Origin of the sequence: Streptomyces sp. NPDC001914, from assembly GCF_042891215.1 — a bacterium.
Taxonomy (GTDB): Bacteria; Actinomycetota; Actinomycetes; order Streptomycetales; family Streptomycetaceae; genus Streptomyces.
The window spans coordinates 255,523-277,131 of record NZ_JBIASW010000006.1 but is presented as its reverse complement, the minus strand read 5'-3'; the positions used below and the strand labels follow the sequence as shown (position 1 = coordinate 277,131).

Here is a 21,609-nt window from a genome sequence, read left to right as displayed (position 1 = left end):
CCCGCCCCCCCCCCCCCCCCCCCCCCCCCCCCCCCACCCCCCCCCCCCCCCCCCCCCCGGGGCGGCCCCCCCCCCCGCGCCCCCCCCCCCCCGCGCCCGCCCCCCCCCCCCCCCCCCGGCCCGCCCCGGATCACCGGGCGGGCGGCCCCCGATTAAGGTGATCCGGTGAACGTCGACTGGCTCATACGTGGTCGCGACGGCAGGCTCAGTGTGTACCTGCTGTCGGAGGCCACCGTCCGCTGCCGTGCGGAACACGGACCCGGCGGCCCCTGGGGCCCTCCCCGCACCGTCGGGGGCGAACAGCGCCTGCACTCCGTACTGGCCCTGGGCCAGGGTCCCGACCGCTACACCCATCTGGTCTCCTGGCGTCCGACGGTCAGGGACGAGTCGGGCCTCGTCCACTCGACCCACTTCCGGCCGGATCTCGCCGCCCTCGACTGGAACCCGATCGGCCACCCCAACCGCAGCGGGGACCGGACGGGCAACCCCGCCGTCGCGGTCGACGCGCAGGGGCGCGCCCATGTCTTCGTGCGCAACAAGGGCGCCGGAGTCAGCATGATCGCCCAGAAGGAGAAGGGCGGCTGGGGGCCCTGGCGCGACCTCAAGGGGCACGGCGTCCGGGGAGAGCTGGCGGCCGTGACGGGGATGTCCGGCCGCGTCGAGCTGTACGCGGCCGTCGCGGGCGGGGTGCTGCACTGGAGCCAGGAGGAGGCGGGCTCGGTGCCCGCCCTGGACGAGGCGCTGGAGGCGCCGGTCCGCCCGGACACCCTGCAGGCGCTCGCCACCTCGGCCGGCTCCACCACGCTCTTCTTCACCGACGACTCGGGCGAGGTGTGCACCTGGCGCCCCGGCACCAGACCGGTGTCCCTGCTCACCTCGGCCGGACCGGGGCCGGTGCGGGTCATCCGCTGCCGACTCGACGGCCACGACTGCACGCTGCTCGCCCAGCGGGCGGAGAGCGGGCGGGTGGCCTTCGCCGCCTACCCGACCGAGGACGAGTCGGCGGGCGCGTGGTGGACGGAGTCGGGACCCGAACTCCCCGCCGACGCCCTGCTGGCGCTGGCCGAGGACGAGGAGGGCCGGGTGGTCGCCGCGACCCTCTCCCCGGGGACCGGTGAACTCCGCCTCACCCGCCGCAAGGACGAGCCGGGCATCGCCCTGGAGGCCTGGCGCACGGTCTGACACGGCGCCCGCACGGACAAGGGCCCGGCCTCCACCCGAACAGGCGGAGACCGGGCCCTTGTCCATGGGGCAGTTCAGGAACTCCCGCCGGTGGCGGGCGACTTCTTCGCCGACTCCGGGATGACGGAGTCCGTGCGCAGCGCCTTCCAGAGGGCCGACGCCTGCGGCTCGGCCGCCACGACCCGGTTCGGGTCGACCTTGTCGTACGCCACCGGGAGCATGATGGTCTCCATGGTGGACGGGTCGACGCCGTTCATGCTCCGGCCGAACTCGGCGAGCGCCGTGAGCGAGGCGAGGTCGGAGTCGGTGGTCAGCGCCTGGGTCAGACTGTCGGCGATCCCGTACGTCTTGGCCGGGCTGCCCAGCAGGTCCTGCTTCTTGATCTCGGAGAGCAGCGAGGTCATGAACTGCTGCTGGAGACCGATGCGTCCGAGGTCGCTGCCGTCGCCGACACCGTGCCGGGTCCGTACGAACTCCAGGGACTGCGTGCCGTTCAGCCGGTGCGTGCCCGCCGTGAGGTCGAGACCGCTGGACGTGTCGTGGATGTCCTTGTCGACGGTGACGGTCACGCCGCCTATCGCGTCGACCAGGCCCTTGAAGCCGGCGAAGTCGATTTCCACGTAGTGGTCCATGCGGATCCCGGAGATCTGCTCCACGGTCTTCACCACGCAGGCCGAACCGACCTGGGAGTAGATGGAGTTGAACATGACCCGCTTCGCGGAGGGGACCTTCGAGCCGTCCGCCCCGGTGCACTCGGGGCGGGTCACCAGGGTGTCGCGCGGGATGCTGACGGCGACGGCCTTCTCGCGGCCCTCGGGTATGTGCATCACCAGCGCGGTGTCGGAACGCGCCCCGGACACGTTGCCCGTCTTCAGTGCCGCGTTCGCGCCGGCGCGCGAGTCGGACCCGAGGATCAGGATGTTCTGCCCGGACGTGGGCAGCTTCTCGGGCCGGTCGTCGCCCAGCGCCTTGTCGAGGTCGACGCCCTTGATGTTGCCGTCGAGGTCGCTGTAGAGCCAGTAGCCGGTGCCGCCGGCCGCGATGACGAGGACGGCCAGCCCCAGCAGGATCTTCCTGCCGATACGGCGGCCGCCGGGGCGCTCGCGCTTGGCTGCCCGCCCTGTGTCGACGCCCTTTGACGGGGCGTCGGATGCGGTCGGCTGGGGCGTCGGGACATGGCTCATCCTGGTCCGGGTCCTAGCTGCTCGTGCCCTGGTACGGGCGGTGTCGATGGCTCGAGGACTCGGGTGGGGGGAGTGGCCGGTCCGTGCATTGCCGGGCTGACCTGCACTATAGACGCGAGGTTCGGACGTGTGTGCGGCCAGGGGCGGCGGCGGCCCGGGTGTGGCCGCGGGGTCGTGCGGGCGACCTGAAAGTGCCCCCGCGTACCGGGGTGCAATTCGGACCTCACGCCTCGAAAGGCCCGAATCCGAGTGAAGGATGTCTCACGTTTGTGTCCGTCGCGGGCAAAAAGTGGACAGGCGATGACTTGGATGTGAATATTCCGTGAGGTGATCGCCTCGGTTCGGGGCCGAGTGATCAGTCATAGGTGATCGCTGTCGGGTGTGAGGGGGGCCTCAGCCCTTTCTGCAAGACGCTGAGGAGTCTTCGTGGTGAGCCCGGGTAACCCCGAGAACAGTGCCCTGGTGTCGACCTATCGATCCCTGGTGCCCGTACGGGCGCGCCGGCGCATCGTGCGCCGGGTGCCGCGTCCGCTGCGCACCGCCGTCATCCGCGCCCTCGCGGCCCTCGACTCGTTCCGCTCGGTTCTGGTCAAGGCGATGCTGAGCGGCCGGAGCGGCTCGGACCTCGGCGACGGCCGCGCCCCGATGCGCGTCGTGCAGTACAACGGCCGGCATCTGCTGGCCACGGTCGTGCCCGGGGCCACCGAGTGGGCCGCGCGGGCCAGGAACCTCCACCTCCTCGTCGCGGTGCTCGAGGATGCCGAGATCGACTACTTCGCCGTACGCGGTACCGCCAGGTCCGTTCCCTGCGTGGCCGTTCCCGCGAGGTCGCGCGCCGACGTGGAGGAAGTGCTCCAGCTCGTCTTCGGCCACAACCCGGGCTACGTCTGCGCCGTGCCGGAGGGTGCGCCGCTGACCGGAGAGGCGACGAAGACCTGGCGCAGGCTCCGCTCGCAGCAGGTGCTCCGGCTGTCGTGGAACGTCTGCGACCCGACGGAGAACCTCGTCTTCGCCCAGGAGTCGGGCTGCGACCTGGAGTTCTGGGACGAGGTCGACGGTGAGCTGGTCGCACCGCGCTCCAACCCCGTGGTCGCCAGTACGCCGCTGCGCCCGGAACGCCGCCAGGCCGAGCAGAGCCTCTTCAGCCCCGTACCGTCCCTGTACCGGACGGGACAGATCCGCACGCTGCCCGAATTCACCGCCTCGCTGCTCGGCGACCACCTCTACCCGATCGACGTCGTCTACACCTGGGTCGACGACGCGGACCCGGTCTGGCGCGCGGGCAAGAACGCCGCCGAGCGGAGGGTGGCGATCGGCCGTGCGCCGCTGCACGAGCAGGCGTCGAACGACGCGCGCTACACGAGCCGGGACGAACTCCGTTACTCACTGCGGTCGATCCACCAGTACGCGCCCTGGGTGCGGAACATCTTCCTGGTGACCGCGGGGCAGGTGCCCGGCTGGCTCGACACCGACTATCCGGGTCTGAAGGTGATCGACCACCGGGAGATCTTCAGCGATCCGACGGCCCTGCCGACCTTCAACTCGCACGCGATCGAGAGCCAGCTGCACCACATCCCGGGGCTCGCGGAACACTTCCTGTACCTGAACGACGACGTCTTCTTCGGACGGCCGGTGCGGCCGGACCGCTTCTTCCACCCGAACGGGCTGTCCAAGTTCTTCATGTCCAAGGCGCTGATCCCCTCCGGCCAGATCAAGCCGCAGGACCTGCCCGTGGACGCCGCGGGGAAGAACAGCCGCGGCCTCATCGCCCAGCAGTTCGGCACCGTGATCTCCCAGAAGATGAAGCACACCCCGCACGCCCTCAGGCGCAGCGTCCTCGCCGAGATCGAGGAGGTCTACGCGCGGGCGCACTGGGTGACGCAGCACTCGCGCTTCCGCTCCCCGAACGACATCCCCGTCGCCTCCTCGCTGCACCACTACTACGCGTACAACTCCGCCCGCGCCACGGTGGGCGACCTGCGCTACGTCTACATCGACATCGGCGACAGCAAGGCGGAGTACCGGATGAACGCGCTGCTCGCCAAGCGGGACTTCGACACGTTCTGCATCAACGACACCGTGGTGCCGAAGGACAGAGAGGCACAGGCGCGGATGGTGACCCGCTTCCTCGACTCGTACTTTCCCGTCCCGAGCCCCTGTGAGCTGGAGCAGACCGGGCGCGTTCCGACGCGACGCCTCGCACAGCCGGGACGAGGTGCCGGATGAGGGCGGGACGGGGAATACGTGCCGTGCGCCGACGGGTCCTCAGGAGCCTCTCGGGCTACCGCGCGTCGCTGATGAACGGGTTCTTCCTGCCCCGGCGCCTCGGACGCACGGCGCTGCTGCGCTATGCCGCGGTGCTCGACGGGCAGACCGTGAACCTGCATGCCGAGCTTCCCGCGTTCGTCACCCAGGCGGAGACCGCCGAGATCGTCATGCGGCGAGGGCTGCGCCGGCACCGCCGCCCGGCACGGGTGTATCCCGACCCCGAGGGGCCGTGGCTCATGGACGCCGCGGTGCTGCTCGGCGCCGAGGCGGGTGGTGTGCCGGTCGGCCGGGGCCGCTGGAAGCTCAGCCTCGACGTGCGCTCGGGACGCCGCAGGACGCGGTTGCCGCTGACGCTGGCGGAGCCGACCGCGCCGCGCAAGGGTGTCACCGGCCCCATGGCACGCTCACCGCTCACCGCTCACCGCTACCGCCTCGGACGCACGGTGCGGGGGGACGCGCGCGTCGTGTGCTCCAAGGCCCGGCCCGTGGCGGAGGTGGCCGCGGTGCACATCCAGCACGCGCGCATCGACGTCGATCTGCGGGTGCTCGGTGTGCGGGCGACCGCTCCCTGGGCCGAGGTCGTGGCCGCGGGACGGCGGCTGCGGTGCTCGCTCGCCGAGACGCAGCCGGGCATCTGGCGCCTGGAGGTGCCGCTCGCGCAGATGCTTCCGGAAGGAGGCCGGCCCGAGCACTGGGACGTCCTGGTGCACCCGGACCGGGGCGCGCCGCTCCGCCTGGCCAGGCGGCTGCACGACGTACAGGCACCGGGGCGGGTGTTCACGATGCGCAAGATCCTCGTGTCACCGCACCGCGGCGTCCTGATGAGGATCGAACCCCGGTACACGCCGGCAGGGAACTTCAGGTTCACCTGCAGCGACGGCGACCGGGCTGATTAAGGAACGAGATTTGAGAGTCGCTTTTCTGCTGACCCAGGCGGATGTGCTGGGTGACGCGGAGCGCGCCGTATTCGGACATGCCGTGGCGCTCGCGGGCCGGCACGAGGAAGTCCGGATCATCAGCGTGTTCAAGGAGCGCCGCCGCCGCTTCGAGTCCCCGGACCCGCGCGTCGACGTCACGTTCCTCGTCGAGTCCCTCAAGTCCCGGGCCGCGCGCAGGTCCGGGCTCGCCGCCGACGCCGAGGCGGCCCTGGCCGCCCTGCCCAGCGACATCGTCGAGCGCCGCTGGGACACGCGGTTCCACCGGCTCGCCGACATCGAGCTGGAGCACGCGCTCCGGCACCTCGACGTGGACGTCCTGATCACCACGTCGCCGGCGCACCTCGCGTACGTCACGCGCTTCCTGCCGCCGCACGTCCTCGCCGTCCACTACGAGCTCGGCGCCCCCGAGGCGGCCGGCCCGGTCGCCGAGCCGCTGCTGCGGCACCTCGTGCGCTGCGACGCGCTCGCCCTGCCGCGGGCCCGTTCGCGCCAGTGGTTCGCCGAGACCTTCGGGAAGGCGGTGCCGCCGCTCACCGTGGCCCGGCCCGCACTCACCCGGAGGTTCCGGCCCCGGTCGACGCTCGAGACCCGTATGGTCACGCTCGTCGCCCGCATGGAGGAACGTTTCGGCATAGCGCAGGCACTGGCCGCGTGGGCCAAGGTCAGCCCCCAGCACCCCACCTGGACCCTGCGGATCATCGGCGACGGCCCGCTCGCCAAGGCGCTGCGGGCGCAGCGGGACGAGCTCGGCCTGCACAGCAGCGTCCAGTTCGTCGGCGAGGCGCCGGCCGACCTCTCCGAGGAGTGGGCCAAGACGAGCATCGCGCTCAGCGCGGCGACCGAGGACGCGCTGGGACTGTTCCTGATGCAGGCCCACGCCGCCGGTGTCCCCGTGGTCGCCTACGACTGCCCGACCGCCCCGCGCGAGGTCGTGCAGCACGGGCGGACCGGCCTGCTGGTCACCCCCGGCGACACCGACGCCCTGGCCGGAGCGCTGCTCGAACTGATCGAGAACACCGACCGGCGCTGGTCGATGGGCGCCGAGGCCACGGAGGCCGCGGCGGGCTTCCGCTACAACCGCAACCTCGACCGCCTGTTCGCGAGCCTGGAGGAGGACCGTGCCTCCGGGCGCCGTGACACGCGCAAGGCCGCGCGGATCGCGGCCCACTCGCTGACCTCGGGCACCGACGGCCAGGCCCGGGCGGCGGCCACCGCACCGCGCAGCACGCAGAACTCCGAAGAACTCGCGACGGCCGAGGAGCGCATGCTGCGTCGCGGCGGCGGACTCGTGCGCGACGGCGGGCAGGTGTGCCGCGTCATCGAGGCGGAGACCCCGCACGACATCATCCAGGCCAACCTGGCGATGGTCGCGACCGCCCTGGAGACGGCCGGGATCCCGTACTTCGTCACCCGGACGACCAAGGTGCGGCACACCGTCGCCGTGCACGCCACCCACCGGGAGGCGGTGCTGAGGGCGTTCGGCCGCAGTTTCACGAAGCAGGCCGTGTACGTGGCGCTGCTCAACGAGCGGGACGACGCCGTCGTCACCACGCTCGGCGGCCTGACGACCGGCCACGCTCGGACCCCTTGTGCGGGGGTCAGGGTCTACCAGAGCGTGGTCACTCCCTCCCGCACCCTGCGGCTCGGGGCAACGTACGGCTGCACCGTCGCCTTCTGGGACGACGACGAGACCGACCCCGACCACATCGTCTCCCCTTTCCGGACGCTCATCGGCGGCCGGATCCCGAGGGAGGCGCTGCGGCTGGACTCGATGGTGCTGGGCGGGCGCCGCTATCCGACGATCCAGGCGTTCAACCAGGACCTCCACCACGACATCACGTTCCCCGTCGACGCCGTGTACACCTGGGTCGACGGATCCGACGTCGCGTGGCTGGAGCGCAAGAACGCCGTCCTCGCGGCCAAGGGCATCGAGACGCAGGACGCGGCGACCAGCGCCGCGCGGTTCCGCAACCGGGACGAGCTGCGCTACTCCCTCAGGTCCCTCGACATGTACGCGCCCTGGATCAGGAACATCTACCTGGTGACGGACCGTCAGGTGCCGTCGTGGCTGGACACCACCCACCCCAGGGTGCGGGTGGTGGACCACACCGAGATCTTCGCCGGCCAGGGGCAGCTGCCCACCTACAACTCGCACGCCATCGAGAGCCGGCTCCACCACATCGAAGGCCTCGCCGAGCACTTCCTCTACTTCAACGACGACGTGTTCGCCGCGCGGCCGATCCAGCCGAGTCTGTTCTTCCTCGGCAACGGCCAGTCGAAGCACTTCATGTCGTCGAACGCCATCCCTCTGAACCCGATCAACGCCAAGGACGAGTTCAGCCGCATGGCGGCGAAGAACAACCGGCGGCTGCTGTCGGAGAGGTTCGGCCGGGTCCTGGTCAACTCGTTCATCCACGCCCCGCACCCGCTGCGCCGGAGCGTCATGCGCGACCTGGAGAGCGAGTTCGCCGAAGAGCTGGCCAACACCGCGGGCAACCAGCTGCGCAACGCCACCGACGTGTCGGTCGCCTCGTCGCTGCACCACTACTTCGGCTACTACACCGGCCGCAGCGTGCCGGGCCGTATCGCGGGCGGCTTCGTCAACGTCGGCCTGAGCGAACAGGTGAAGAAGCTCAACCGGATGCTCGCCACCCGGTCCAACGACGTCTTCTGCCTCAACGACTTCCATGACGGAGACGTGTCGGAGGACGAGCAGGACGCCACGCTGGCGGCGTTCCTGCCGAGCTATTTCCCCATCGCGAGCCAGTTCGAGGCGGGTTCGCCCCGCAATCAGAAGTTTCACGCGCAACGCCTGCCGGAGTGGCCGCTATGACGTTCGGAATGCCGGAACTGCACCGCCGGCCCCCGGCCCGCGGGACCTCCGTGACCCAGCCCACCGAGCCGGCCCCGGCGCAGGCGTCGCTGGTCCAGATACTCGCGCATCCGGACGACGACCTGTACTTCATCAACCCGGATCTGCAGCGGGCCCTCGAAGCCGGCCACCGGGTCACCAGCGTCTACCTGACGGCGGCGGAGGCTGACGGGCGCAACATCGACACCCGCGACCCCCGGCGGCTGGACGGCCCGCCGGACTACGAGGGGTACGCGGAGGCCCGCCAGCAGGGACTGCGCGCCGCGTACGCCACCATGGTCACCGGCGAACGCGAGAGCGAATGGGCGCGCGACGTCGTCTCCTTCTCGGCGGGCGTGACGGCCGAGCGGTCCACACTGCTGGCCGCGCCCCATGTCCAGCTCTTCTTCTTCGGACTGCGGATCGTCAACACCGGACACGGATTCCCGGCCGACGTCCCCTCCGTCCGGCTGGCCAAGCTGTGGAACGGCGCCGCCGACTCCCAGCTCACCCTGGTCGCCACGGAGTCCCCGCTGCGCATGCCGCAGGAGTTCACGAAGGACGCGTTGCTGCGCTGCCTCGTCGACCTGCTTCACCGCACCCGGCCCAGCCAGTTCTGGAGCATGGACCCCGACCCCTGGCACACCGACTGGGACGAGGAGCGGGGCCCGAAGTCGAGCGACCACCAGGACCACACCGCCACCGCGCAGTTCGCGCTGGCGGCCCTGGAGCGCTACGTCGCCGAGGGAGGCGCGCCGCCCCTGGTGGACCACTGCGTCGGCTACAGCAACAAGATCTGGCCCAGCAATCTCACCGAGCACGCCTGGGCGGAGAAGAAGCGCGTCCTGGAGGTGTACACCTCCGCGGACGGCCACGACTGCAAGCACCGCTACTGCGGCGACCTCCAGCTCTCCGACGGCGCCGACACCCGCCGCTACGGCTGGAGCACCCGGACCCGCTACGAAGGCAGCACCGACTGGCTCCACCTCCAGGCCGACGGACGGCTCGCCGCCTATGTCGGTCTGGGCGGCCGGGTCGCCGTCTGGACCGAGAGCGAGCCCGGCGGCAGTTGGGGCCGGCCGGTCCTGCTGCCCGGCGGCGGACTGGTGCCCTCGCTGTCGGTGGCCCCGGACTCCGAGGGCGGGGTGCACCTCGTGACACTGCGCCGTACCCGGGGGCCGGCCGGGCGCGTGGACGTGGAGATCGTCCGCATGCGACGGCAGGCCCACACCGGGACCGTGGTGCCCTGGCAGGGGATCGGCAACCCCAACGACTACACCGAGGACTGGCAGCGCTGCCGGGAGATCGGCGTCCCCGAGGCGGCCGTCGGCAGCTCGGGGATCCTGCACGTCTTCACCCGCAACTTCGGCTCCGGCGTCAGCGCCCGCCGCGAGACCGCCGACGGCTGGGGCGAATGGGAGGACCTGCGCGGTCGCGACATGCAGGACTGCCTCACCACGGTCTTCATGACCACCGGCCGGATCGAGCTGTACGGCGCGAATCGCGGCAGCGGGGCGCGCTGGTACCAGGACGGCATGTACGGCTCGTACAAGATGCAGGACGGCGTGACATCGGCCGACCCCGACGCCTGGCGTCCCACCGGAGGCATCACCCCGGTGCAGATCGGACGCTCGCGCGTGGCGGTTCTCTACCGCGAGGAGGACTCCGGCGAGGTCCTGTGCCTGCGGCAGCGGCCCGACGGCCGGTGGAACGGACACGCCGAACGCCTCGGCGGGCACGGCGGAACGGGCAGGATCGCCGCGCTGCGGCGGATGACCGGCGAGGACGACCGCATCGTCCTCGCCCGCCGGAACGCGGCGAACCGGCTGAGCACCGCCGTGATCCCCGCCCAGGCCCCGCGCCCGGGTGAGGAGCGGACCACGGAGTGGACCGACCACGACGTGCTGATGGCTCGCCCGCCCGCTCTCGCCGTGGACGGGGCGGGGCGGGTCGTGGTGGCGGCGGTGGGCACGGACGCGCGACTGCGGGTGATGCGGCAGCTCACGACGGACATCACCGACGGCTTCGGGCCGCTCACGGTTGTCTGACCCGGCCGCGACACCGTTGAACAGAGAAAATGAGGAAGGCAATGAGCAAGACATGAGGAAGATCTGCATCCTGGGCAACTCGGTGGCCACGTCCCGGACCGAGGGCGAAGCACCGCTCGCGGGCTGGGGACAGTTCCTCGACGAGTTTCTGGTCGAGGGCAACGAGGTGCGCAACTACGCCCGTGATGCCATGACGCTGCGTGGCTACTTCACCCATCGCATGGCCGCGCTCCTCACCCTCCTCAACCCGGGCGACGTGGTGCTCCTGGCCTACGGGCAGGTCGAGCAGCGCATCAACCAGCCCGACCGCTACCACGGCCCCCGCGAGTACAAGGAGTACCTGCGTCTGAGCATCGAGGCGATCCGGGCCGAGGGAGCTGTTCCGGTGCTGGTCACGCCCGCTGCCCGCTGCACCTTCGACGAGGCCGGCGACGTCCCCGACACCCACGGCGGATTCGTCGGGCTCACCCGCGAGGTCTCCGCCGAGACCGGTGCGGCGCTGATCGACATGGCCGCGTTCACCACGGACATGCTCACGGAACTCGGTCCGACACGAGCCCGGCGGCTCTACCGCTGGCTGGACCCGGGCGAGCACCCGAACCACCCCGACGGCATCATCGACTCCACCCACTTCAACGAGACCGGCGCGCGTGCGGTGGCCCGCCGCTTGGCCGCCTCCCTGCTCGAGGCTCCCGGCCTGCCCGCCGGCATCATCGACCCGGAGTTGCTGACACCCAGTGAACTCCCGCCGGTGCTCACGGAGTTCACGGTGAGTCACCCCGAGATGGCTCTCACCATGACACCTACCCTCCTGGACATGCCGGTGTTCACCTCGCCCGCGCCGGGCCAGGTCGTCAGCAACCAGCGCAAGCTGGCCGGCAAGGCGCCCGTGGGGACGGACTACGTCCTGTTCTTCGAGAAGGGCCGCTACCTCGGCGGCACCGCGGTCACGCCGTCCGGTGCCTGGCAGTGGCGCCGGACCGTCCTGTGGCCCGCGGGCTCCCACAGCGTCGAGGTGCTCGCCGTCGTGGGCAACGCCGTCTCCCGGTCCTCCATGCTGGAGTTCGAGGTCCTCGACCACTTGGAGCCGCCGGAGGTGGTGGGCCCGAAGCCCGACGCCTGGAGCGGCCCGCGTCCCCGCTTCTCCGGCAAGGCGTCCCCCGGCACCACGAAGGTCATGGTCCTCGAACAGGGCAGGATCATCGCCGAGACGGCGGTCAGGAAGGACGGGACCTGGCAGGTCACCCACGCCCACGACTGGCGTCCGGGTACCTACCCCGTCGAGTTCGTCGGGGTGTTCAGCGCCATCAACTCCGCGCCCGCGTCGCTGACGCTGCGCGTGCACGGTGTTCCCGAGGACAGCTGGCTGGCGACGTCGCTGGCCTCCCGCCACGCCTGCCCCGGTGACTCCGGCGCCTGCGAGCACTACCCGGCCATGCCGGTCTGGTGAACCGGCGCCCGGCGCACGGGTGCTGAGAACGAGAGAGGGCCTCCGCGCGGTGCGCGGAGGCCCTCTTCCCTTGTGCCGTCAGACGTCAGACCGTCAGGCCCTCTGACCGTCAGGCCGTTACGCCGGAACCGACGCCACGCCCGCGTCCAGGAAACGCTTGCCGGTCGCGCGCTCCGAGACGCCCTCGCGGTCCAGGTACGGCGTGATGCCGCCCAGGTGGAAGGGCCAGCCCGCGCCGGTGATCAGGCACAGGTCGATGTCCTGGGCCTCGGCGACGACGCCCTCGTCGAGCATGAGCCGGATCTCCTGGGCGACCGCGTCGAGGACCCGGTCCCGCACCTGCTCCTCGGTCAGGACGACGTCGCCCTGCTTGAGGAGGGCGGCGACCTCGGGGTCCAGCTCCGGCTTGCCGGAGTCGTAGACGTAGAAGCCGCGCTTGCCCGCCTTGACGACGGCCGCGAGGTTCGGGGAGACCGTGAAGCGGTCCGGGAAGGCCCGGTTGAGGGTCTCCGAGACGTGCAGACCGATCGCGGGACCGACCAGCTCCAGGAGGACCAGCGGGGACATCGGCAGGCCGAGCGGCTCCACCGCCTTCTCCGCGTCCTCGACCGGCGTGCCCTCGTCGATGACGTTCTGGATCTCGCCCATGAAGCGGGTCAGGATGCGGTTCACGACGAACGCCGGGGCGTCCTTGGTGAGGACCGCGGTCTTCTTCAGCTTCTTGGCGACGGCGAACGCCGTGGCCAGCGAGGCGTCGTCCGTCTGCTCGCCGCGCACGATCTCCAGGAGCGGGAGGATCGCGACCGGGTTGAAGAAGTGGAAGCCGACGACCCGCTCGGGGTTCTTCAGCTTCGACGCCATCTCGCTCACCGACAGCGAGGAGGTGTTGGTGGCGAGGATCGCGTGCGCCGGGGCGACCGCCTCGACCTCCGCGAACACCTGCTGCTTGACGCCGATCTCCTCGAAGACGGCCTCGATGATGAAGTCGGCGTCGGAGAAGCCCTCCGCCTTGTCCAGGACACCGGAGACCAGGGCCTTGAGGCGGTTGGCCTTGTCCTGGTTGACGCGGCCCTTGAGCAGCAGCTTGTCGATCTCGGAGTGGACGTAGCCCACACCCTTGTCGACGCGCTCCTGGTCGATGTCGGTCAGCACGACCGGCACCTCCAGGCGGCGCAGGAAGAGCAGGGCGAGCTGCGAGGCCATCAGACCCGCGCCGACGACGCCCACCTTGGTGACCGGACGCGCGAGGGACTTGTCCGGCGCGCCCGCCGGACGCTTGCCGCGCTTCTGGACCAGGTTGAAGGCGTAGATGCCCGCACGCAGTTCGCCGCCCATGATCAGGTCGGCGAGCGCCACGTCCTCGGCGTCGTAGCCCTTCTGCAGGTCGCCGTCCTTGGCCGCGGCGATGATGTCCAGCGCACGGTAGGCGGCCGGGGCGGCCCCGTGCACCTTGCTGTCGGCGATGAAGCGGCCACGGGCGACGGCCTGGTCCCAGGCCTCGCCGCGGTCGATCTCCGGACGCTCGATCGCGATCTCGCCCTTGAGGACGGCGGCCGTCCACAGCAGCGACTGCTCCAGGAAGTCCGCACCCTCGAAGAGCGCGTCGGCGATGCCGAGGTCGTAGACCTGACCGCCCTTGAGCTGCTTGTTCTGGTTGAGCGAGTTCTCGATGATCACCGAGACGGCCTTGTCCGCACCGATCAGGTTCGGCAGGATCGTGCAGCCGCCCCAGCCGGGGACCAGACCGAGGAAGACCTCGGGCAGCGAGAACGCCGGCAGGGCCGCGGAGACCGTCCGGTAGGTGCAGTGCAGACCGACCTCGACGCCACCGCCCATCGCCGCGCCGTTGTAGTACGCGAAGGTCGGGACCGCGAGGCCCGACAAGCGCTTGAAGACCTCGTGGCCGCCCTTGCCGATGGCGAGCGCGTCCTCGTGGCGCTTCAGCAGCTCGACACCCTTGAGGTCGGCGCCGACCGCGAAGATGAACGGCTTGCCGGTGACGCCGATACCGACGATCTCGCCGGCCGCGGCCTCCTGCTCGACCTGGTCGATGGCGGCGTTCAGGTTCGCCAGCGACGCGGGGCCGAAGGTGGTCGGCTTGGTGTGGTCGAAGCCGTTGTCGAGGGTGATGAGCGCGAAGCGCCCGGCACCGAACGGCAGGTCGAGGTGGCGTACGTTCGCCGAGGTCACGACCTCGTCGGGGAACAGCTCGGCCGCTCCCTTGAGGAGTTCAGCGGTGCTCACTTGTCGCCTCCGGCGTCCTTGTGGTGCGGGTTCTCCCAGATCACCGTGGCGCCCATGCCGAAGCCGACGCACATGGTGGTGAGGCCGTAACGGACCTCCGGCTGCTCCTCGAACTGGCGGGCCAGCTGCGTCATCAGACGGACGCCGGAGGAGGCGAGTGGGTGGCCGTAGGCGATGGCGCCGCCGTACTGGTTGACGCGCGCGTCGTCGTCGGCGATGCCGTAGTGCTCCAGGAAGGCGAGCACCTGGACGGCGAAGGCCTCGTTGATCTCGAAGAGGTTGATGTCCTCGATCGACAGACCGGCCTGGGCGAGGGCCTTCTCGGTGGCCGGGATCGGGCCGTAGCCCATGACCTCCGGCTCGACGCCCGCGAAGGCGTACGAGACCAGGCGCATCTTGACCGGCAGGCCGTTCTCGCGGGCGAAGTCCTCGGAGGCGATGATCGACGCGGTCGCACCGTCGTTCAGACCGGCCGCGTTGCCGGCGGTGACCCGGCCGTGGACGCGGAACGGGGTCTTCAGACCCGACAGGCTCTCCAGCGTGGTGCCCGGACGCATCGGCTCGTCGGCGGTGACCAGGCCCCAGCCGGTCTCGCCGACCTCCGGGTTGGTGTTGCGCACCGAGATCGGCACCAGGTCCTGCTGGATCTTGCCGTTGGCGTACGCCTTGGCGGCCTTCTCCTGCGAGCGCACGGCGTACTCGTCGGCGCGCTGCTTGGTGATGGTCGGGTAGCGGTCGTGCAGGTTCTCGGCGGTCATGCCCATGAAGAGGGCGGACTCGTCGACCAGCTTCTCGCTCACGAAGCGCGGGTTCGGGTCCACGCCCTCGCCCATGGGGTGACGGCCCATGTGCTCGACACCGCCGGCGATGACGACGTCGTACGCGCCGAAGCCGATGGAGCCCGCGACGCTGGTGACGGCGGTCAGCGCGCCCGCGCACATACGGTCGATGGAGTAACCCGGGACCGACTGCGGCAGTCCGGCGAGGATGCCGGCCGTGCGGCCCAGGGTCAGACCCTGGTCACCGATCTGCGTGGTCGCGGCGATGGCGACCTCGTCGATCTTCTTGGGGTCAAGACCGGGGTTGCGGCGCAGCAGCTCCCGGATGGCCTTCACGACGAGGTCGTCGGCGCGGGTCTCGTGGTAGATGCCCTTCGGGCCCGCCTTGCCGAACGGGGTGCGGACGCCGTCGACGAAGACGACGTCCCTGACGGTACGAGGCACGATGGCTCTCCTCCAGATGCGGGATGGCACTGCTGCGCGACACACGCCTGAGCGCGCGCTCAGCACCCATGCTACTTACGAGTAACCAGCCTGCCCAGTCCCGCGGGCGGGAGCGGCGAAGGTCACATCCGGAAGGCCGAACGCCGGGAGGAACCGGCCATGATCGGGCGCCCAGGATCTTGGCGCGATCTCATCGCCCGTTCGAGGGACCGACCCCGCCGTGAGGACCGGGGAAAGACCTCCCGAGCCGGGGCGGATCGGATCAGGGGGCCCTTCCTGGGGCGTCGGACCTGGAGGCAGGCTTGGGCGGTCGTGCCGGGGGGCACGGGCTTTGGACGGTCGTACGGGGGCCACAGTCTTGAGCTGTCGTACCGGGGTCCGGCTTGGGCGGTAGTGCCGGGGAAAAGCCTCCCGAGCCGAGGTGGATCGGATCGGGAGGCCCTTCGTGCGGCGTCGGACCTGGGGGCGGGCTTGGGCGGTCGTGCCGGGGGCACGGGCTTGGGGCGATCGTGCGGGGGCCACAGGCTGAGCTGTCGTACCGGGGCCGGCCTGAGCTGTCGTACCGGGGGCCGGCCTGGGCGGTCGTGCCGGGGGTGTGCTTCGTTGCCCCGGCCCTGGACCGTCCCCGGCGTGCGCGGACGATGCCGGGCCGGCCCAGGCCTCGGCAGTCCCCGGCGTGCGCGGACGATGCCGGGCCGGCCCATGCCTCGGCCGACCCCGGCGTGCGCGGACGGTGCCCGGTCGCCCCGGCCCCGGCCGACCCCGGTGGGCCGCCCCTAGGCCGTCTTCACCGACAGTGCCGTCACCAGGGCCGGTGTGACCAGTTCGACCTGCCAGGGGCGGGCCCCGCAGGCGGTCAGCGCCGCGCCGACGGACTGCGTGTCCGGCGTCGCGGGCGGCTCCCAGCACACGCGCCGCACGGTGTCCGGCGTGATCAGGTTCTCCTGCGGCATGTTCAGCCCTTCGGCCAGCGCCGACACGGCCGCCCGCGCGGCGGAGAGCCGGGCGGCGGCGGCCGGGTCCTTGTCGGCCCAGGCCCGCGGCGGGGGAGGCCCGGTGACCGGCTGGCCGGGCTGCGGCAGCTCGGCGTCCGGCAGCGCCCTCGCGCGGTCGACCGCGGCCTGCCACTGCTCCAGCTGACGCCGGCCCATGCGGTGCCCGAAGCCGTTCAGGGCGGCCAGGGCGTGCAGGTTGACGGGCACGGCCAGTGCCGCCTCGACGATGGCCGCGTCCCCGAGCACCTTGCCGGGCGAGATGTCCCGGCGCTGCGCGACGCGGTCCCGGGTCTCCCACAGCTCCCGTACGACGGCCATCTGCCGGCGGCGGCGCACCTTGTGCATCCCGGACGTGCGGCGCCAGGGGTCCTTGCGCGGTGGCGCGGGCTCGGCCTGGGCGATGGCGTCGAACTCCTGCCGGGCCCACTCCAGCTTGCCCTGCCGGTCGAGCTCCTTCTCCAGGGCGTCACGCAGGTCGACCAGCAGCTCGACGTCGAGCGCGGCGTAGCGCAGCCAGGGCTCGGGCAGCGGGCGCGTCGACCAGTCGACGGCGGAGTGCCCCTTCTCCAGGACGAAGCCGAGGACGCTCTCGACCATGGCGCCCAGGCCCACCCGGGGGAACCCGGCGAGGCGTCCGGCCAGCTCGGTGTCGAAGAGGGTGGTGGGGATCATGCCTATCCCGCGCAGGCAGGGCAGGTCCTGGGTCGCGGCGTGCAGGACCCACTCGGCCCCGGAGACGGCCTCACCGAGACCGGACAGGTCGGGACAGGCGACGGGGTCGATGAGCGCGCTGCCGGCGCCCTCGCGGCGAAGCTGCACGAGATAGGCGCGCTGGCCGTAGCGGTAGCCGGACGCCCGCTCGGCGTCGACGGCCACCGGGCCGCTGCCGGCGGCGAAGGCGGCGATCACCTCGGCGAGGGCGGCCTCGTCGGCGATCACCGGCGGGATGCCCTCTCGGGGCTCCAGCAAAGGGGTCGGCGCCGATTCGACGTCGTCCGGAGGGCCGCCTCCGGTGGTTCGCAGTGAGCTGTCTGCTGCGGTCTCTTGGGCGTCGGTCACCTGTCAAGGGTATCCGTGGATGGACGACGCCCGTCGACGGAACGTTCCGTCGACGGGCGTCGGATGGTCGTAAACCAGTCAGGTGAGCGCAAGACGCGGTTCACGCGCCGGGGGGCGGCCGGGGGGAAGGGCGACCGCTCGGTGTCGGGTGCGGGGCATCGGGAGGCGGGGGAGGAGGGGGCGGGGGAGGGTCAGTGGATGATTCCGGTCCGCAGGGCCACCGCGACCATTCCGGCGCGGTCGCCCGTGCCGAGCTTGCGCGCGATGCGGGCGAGGTGGCTCTTGACGGTCAGTGCGGACAGGCCCATGGAGACGCCGATGGCCTTGTTCGACTGGCCCTCCGCGACCAGGCGCAGGACCTCGACCTCTCGGCCGGACAGTTCGCGGTAGCCGCCCGGGTGGCTCGGGGCACCCGGGGGGCGGCGGTGCATACGGGCGGCGGCCGAACCGATGGGCGCGGCGCCCGGCCGGGTGGGGAGCCCGACGTTCGTACGGGTGCCGGTGACGACGTAGCCCTTGACGCCGCCCGCGAGGGCGTTGCGTACGGCACCGATGTCGTCGGCCGCGGAGAGGGCGAGGCCGTTGGGCCAGCCCGCGGCTCGGGTTTCGGAAAGGAGGGTGAGGCCGGAACCGTCCGGCAGATGGACGTCGGCGACGCAGATGTCGCGCGGGTTGCCGATTCGGGGACGGGCCTCCGCGACGGACGACGCCTCGATGACGTCGCGCACTCCGAGCGCCCACAGATGGCGGGTGACGGTGGAACGGACCCGGGGGTCTGCCACGACCACCATGGCGGTCGGCTTGTTCGGGCGGTAGGCGACCAGGCTTGCGGGCTGCTCGAGGAGAACGGACACCAGGCCTCCTGGGGTGCGGGAGCGGGACGGGACCGGCTCTGGGGGGCGAGCCAGGACGAACCGTGCTTTCAAGGTCACAGACGTCTTCGGCATCAAACCCGTCGACCTTTAGGGAATGATCACGATGGGGTGAGTAACAATCCGTGCAATTCGGACGCGCGATCGATCATCCGAAGATCGAACCGAGTCGTTCCGCGTCATTCCTCGTCGATACGCGGCCGAAAGTGCTCGTATCGGCGTGCGGCCGGTAAGGAAACGGAAAGGGCGCGCGCGTCGGCGCGCGCCCTCGGCGGGGTCAGCGGGACTGTGGTCCCCGGCGCTGCGGCAGGGTGACCACCGAGGCGTCGCCCGGGGTCACCGGCGGCAGACCGGCGATCTGGCACAGCAGGTCGCACCAGCCGGCGAGGTGCGCGGCGGTGTCCGGTACGCCGCCGAGTCCCTCACGCGGCGTCCACGAGGCGCGGATCTCGATCTGCGAGGCGGCCGGGCGCTCCGCGAGCCCGCCGAAGTAGTGCGAGCTCGCGCGGGTCACGGTGCCGCTCGGCTCGCCGTACGAGAGCCCGCGGGCCTGGAGCGCGCCGGTCAGCCACGACCAGCAGACCTCGGGGAGCAGCGGGTCGGCGGCCATCTCCGGCTCCAGCTCCGCGCGGACCAGGGTCACCAGACGGAAGGAGCCCTGCCAGGCGTCGTGCCCGGCCGGATCGTGCAGCAGGACGAGACGGCCGTCGGCCAGATCCTCGTCGTCGGCGACGACCGCGGCCTCCAGCGCGTACGCGTACGGAGCCAGGCGCTGCGGTGGTCGTGTCGGGTCGATCTCGATGTCCGGCCGCAGCCGGGCGGCCCGCAGTGCGTCGACGGCCGCCCGGAAGGGCAACGGGGCCGTCTCCGCCGCATTCCTGTCCTCCTCCTTCTTCTCCCTCGCGTCGTCCATTCCGCCAGCGCCGTCCGACAGTCGTCCCTGAGCCGCAGCCATGCCGGGAAGATTAAGGGGAACGGAGCCCGCGCGCAGGGAGAGACACCCGTGCGTGGGACCCCTGTCCGGATCACGCCGGGCGCACGCCGTCCCGCGGGCGCGCCGTCCGGAGGACCGCGGCCGGGGCGGCGGGCGCACCGGAGCCCGGGACGGGGGTGTCCGTGAGCCGTGGGAGACTTTCCGTCGTGAGCGCCAACCACAGCCCCGCCGGGCACCAGCCGACAGCCACGTACGAGTCCGCCTTCCTCAAGGCGTGCAGGCGCGAGCCCGTGCCGCACACGCCCGTGTGGTTCATGCGGCAGGCCGGTCGCTCACTGCCCGAGTACCTCAAGGTGCGCGAGGGCATCCCCATGCTGGAGTCCTGCATGCGGCCCGAGCTGGTCGCCGAGATCACGCTCCAGCCGGTCCGCCGGCACCACGTGGACGCCGCGATCTACTTCAGCGACATCGTGGTCCCGCTGAAGGCCATCGGTGTCGACCTGGACATCAAGCCGGGCGTCGGCCCGGTCGTCCAGAACCCGATCCGCACCCGTGCCGACCTGGCCCAGCTGCGTGATCTGAGCCCCGAGGACGTCTGGTACGTCACCGAGGCGATCGGGCTCCTGACGGCCGAACTCGGCGAGACTCCCCTGATCGGTTTCGCCGGCGCGCCTTTCACCCTCGCGAGTTACCTCGTGGAGGGCGGTCCGTCCAAGAACCACGAGCACACCAAGGCGCTGATGTACAGCGACCCGCAGCTCTGGGCCGACCTCCTGGACCGTCTCGCCGAGATCACCTCCGCCTTCCTGAAGGTGCAGATCGAGGCCGGGGCGAGCGCCGTCCAGCTCTTCGACTCCTGGGTCGGCGCCCTGGCCCCGGCCGACTACCGCCGTTCCGTGATGCCCGCCTCGGCGAAGGTCTTCGACGCGGTCGCCTCGTACGGCGTGCCGCGCATCCACTTCGGCGTGGGCACCGGCGAACTGCTCGGCCTCATGGGTGAGGCCGGCGCGGACGTCGTCGGCGTCGACTGGCGCGTCCCGCTCGACGAGGCCGCCCGCCGCGTCGGCCCCGGCAAGGCGCTCCAGGGCAACCTCGACCCCGCGGTCCTGTTCGCGAGCACCGAGGCCGTCGAGGCGAAGACCCGCGAGGTGCTCGACGCGGCCGCCGGTCTGGAGGGCCACGTCTTCAACCTCGGGCACGGCGTCATGCCGAGCATGGACCCGGACGCGCTGTCCCGCCTGGTGGAGTACGTCCACCAGCAGACCGCGCGCTAGGGCCTGTCAGACAGACCCTGGGCGTCGCCGGGCAGGCGCGGCTTCGCGGACACGGCCCGGGACCCGCGGCCGGCCCGTTCACGGTTCACCAGCCGTGCCGCGCCTGTCTGCCCCACAGCAGGCGGCGCGGCTCGGGCGGCGGCGGGGTGCCCGGGCGCAGCGGCCAGGCCAGGAGCATGCCGGCCAGGAAGCCGACGACGTGCGCCGCGTACGCCACGGTGCCCCCGTCCGGCACGGCGGCGCCCGACGAGTACGCGGCCTGGAGCACGAACCAGAAGCCCAGCACGAGCCACGCGGGCAGCCGCAGCGGCAGGAACACCAGGAACGGGACCAGGACCCAGACCCTGGCTCTCGGATACAGCACCAGATACGCGCCGAGGACCCCGGCGATCGCCCCCGAGGCGCCGATCAGCGGGTCGCCCGAGTCCTCGTTGACCAGCGCGAAGCCGTACGCCGCCGCGAAGCCGCACGCCACGTAGAACAGCGTGAAGCGCACATGTCCGAGCCGGTCCTCGATGTTGTTGCCGAAGATCAGCAGGAAGAGCATGTTGCCCAGCAGATGCAGCCAGCTCCCGTGCAGGAACATCGCCGTGAGCACCGACAGCGGCGGCGACTTGTCGTAGTCCCGCGGTCCCAGCACGCAGCCCGGCCCGTGCGGCCCGCCGCCGACCTCGCCGGTCGGCACCAGACGGGGCACCCGATGGTGGATCAGTTCCTGCGGCACGGCGGCCCAGTGGTCCAGGAACGCGTGCAGATGACAGAGCTGCGACAGGGCGCTGTCGCCCGCCACCGATCCGGCGAGACCGGGGGTGTAGAGGAAGACGAGCACATTGGCGGCGATCAGCGCGTACGTCACATAGGGCGTGCGCCGCACCGGGTTCACGTCATGGACGGGAATGACCACGAGGGACTACTGCCCCCGGAGCGCGGGGTGAATCCGCGCTCCGGCGGCCCCGCCCGGCCACCTGGCCGGGGCCGCCCGCGGGCGGTTTCCCGCCGGCCCCACTGAACACATGTGCCCCTGCGCCCGTATGTCTCCTCAGTCCCCCGCGTCGCTCCGGCGACGCGGCCCGGGTACGACGACGCG

The 21,609-nt window shown here is 71.5% G+C and carries 14 protein-coding genes; 7 read left to right on the top strand and 7 right to left on the bottom strand.

What is annotated here, in order from left to right; translation table 11 throughout:
• The first annotated feature begins 165 nt into the window (after positions 1–165).
• Positions 166–1,182 (top strand): hypothetical protein, encoded by a 1,017-nt coding sequence (locus ACFYYF_RS19445; protein ID WP_388777260.1) that lies wholly within the window; start codon positions 166–168, stop codon positions 1,180–1,182.
• Positions 1,183–1,256: 74 nt separating this feature from the next.
• Here the strand turns inward: ACFYYF_RS19445 and ACFYYF_RS19440 are convergent, their stop codons facing one another.
• Complete coding sequence (locus ACFYYF_RS19440; RefSeq protein ID WP_388777257.1) at positions 1,257–2,366, bottom strand: LCP family protein; 1,110 nt, start codon at positions 2,364–2,366, stop codon at positions 1,257–1,259.
• 426 nt (positions 2,367–2,792) lie between these two features.
• On the opposite strand from ACFYYF_RS19440, the gene ACFYYF_RS19435 reads away from it, so the two are divergent.
• Genes ACFYYF_RS19435 through ACFYYF_RS19415 form a run of 5 tightly spaced genes read left to right on the top strand, consistent with a single transcriptional unit; the run spans position 2,793 to position 11,921 of the window.
• Positions 2,793–4,592, top strand: a complete 1,800-nt coding sequence (locus ACFYYF_RS19435) for a stealth family protein (protein ID WP_388777255.1) — start codon at positions 2,793–2,795, stop codon at positions 4,590–4,592.
• Between the two features lie 23 nt (positions 4,593–4,615).
• Positions 4,616–5,530: a hypothetical protein gene (locus ACFYYF_RS19430; RefSeq protein WP_388777252.1), complete on the top strand. Its 915-nt coding sequence runs from the start codon at positions 4,616–4,618 to the stop codon at positions 5,528–5,530.
• A gap of 10 nt (positions 5,531–5,540) precedes the next feature.
• Positions 5,541–8,405 carry a stealth conserved region 3 domain-containing protein gene (locus ACFYYF_RS19425; RefSeq protein WP_388777249.1) on the top strand — a complete coding sequence of 955 codons (2,865 nt, stop codon included), beginning with the start codon at positions 5,541–5,543 and terminating at the stop codon, positions 8,403–8,405.
• Positions 8,402–10,471, top strand: a complete 2,070-nt coding sequence (locus ACFYYF_RS19420; RefSeq protein ID WP_388777247.1) for a PIG-L family deacetylase — start codon at positions 8,402–8,404, stop codon at positions 10,469–10,471. The genes ACFYYF_RS19425 and ACFYYF_RS19420 overlap by 4 nt, the downstream gene beginning before the upstream one ends.
• Positions 10,472–10,523: 52 nt before the next feature.
• Positions 10,524–11,921: a hypothetical protein gene (locus ACFYYF_RS19415; RefSeq protein WP_388777244.1), complete on the top strand. Its 1,398-nt coding sequence runs from the start codon at positions 10,524–10,526 to the stop codon at positions 11,919–11,921.
• Positions 11,922–12,038: 117 nt separating this feature from the next.
• Here ACFYYF_RS19415 and ACFYYF_RS19410 read toward each other — a convergent pair whose 3' ends face one another.
• The 5 genes from ACFYYF_RS19410 to ACFYYF_RS19390 all read right to left on the bottom strand — a co-directional run bounded on the left by ACFYYF_RS19410 (position 12,039) and on the right by ACFYYF_RS19390 (position 19,269).
• The gene (locus ACFYYF_RS19410) at positions 12,039–14,165 is read right to left on the bottom strand and encodes a 3-hydroxyacyl-CoA dehydrogenase NAD-binding domain-containing protein (protein ID WP_388777241.1); all 2,127 of its coding nucleotides are present in this window, start codon (positions 14,163–14,165) and stop codon (positions 12,039–12,041) included.
• Positions 14,162–15,388 carry a thiolase family protein gene (locus ACFYYF_RS19405; protein ID WP_388777239.1) on the bottom strand — a complete coding sequence of 409 codons (1,227 nt, stop codon included), beginning with the start codon at positions 15,386–15,388 and terminating at the stop codon, positions 14,162–14,164. Before ACFYYF_RS19405 ends, ACFYYF_RS19410 begins: the two co-directional genes overlap by 4 nt.
• A 776-nt stretch (positions 15,389–16,164) precedes the next feature.
• Positions 16,165–17,442 (bottom strand): HRDC domain-containing protein, encoded by a 1,278-nt coding sequence (locus ACFYYF_RS19400; protein WP_388777237.1) that lies wholly within the window; start codon positions 17,440–17,442, stop codon positions 16,165–16,167.
• Positions 17,443–17,633: 191 nt separating this feature from the next.
• Positions 17,634–18,296 (bottom strand): response regulator transcription factor, encoded by a 663-nt coding sequence (locus ACFYYF_RS19395; protein ID WP_019073943.1) that lies wholly within the window; start codon positions 18,294–18,296, stop codon positions 17,634–17,636.
• A 295-nt stretch (positions 18,297–18,591) separates the two neighbouring features.
• Positions 18,592–19,269 carry a DUF3000 domain-containing protein gene (locus tag ACFYYF_RS19390; RefSeq protein ID WP_361681955.1) on the bottom strand — a complete coding sequence of 226 codons (678 nt, stop codon included), beginning with the start codon at positions 19,267–19,269 and terminating at the stop codon, positions 18,592–18,594.
• Positions 19,270–19,454: 185 nt separating this feature from the next.
• On the opposite strand from ACFYYF_RS19390, the gene hemE reads away from it, so the two are divergent.
• Entirely contained in the window at positions 19,455–20,522 is a 1,068-nt protein-coding gene (gene hemE / locus ACFYYF_RS19385; RefSeq protein WP_361681958.1) for a uroporphyrinogen decarboxylase, read from the top strand.
• Between the two features lie 85 nt (positions 20,523–20,607).
• Here the strand turns inward: hemE and ACFYYF_RS19380 are convergent, their stop codons facing one another.
• The gene (locus ACFYYF_RS19380; protein WP_361681961.1) at positions 20,608–21,426 is read right to left on the bottom strand and encodes a rhomboid family intramembrane serine protease; all 819 of its coding nucleotides are present in this window, start codon (positions 21,424–21,426) and stop codon (positions 20,608–20,610) included.
• Between the last annotated feature and the right edge of the window lie 183 nt (positions 21,427–21,609).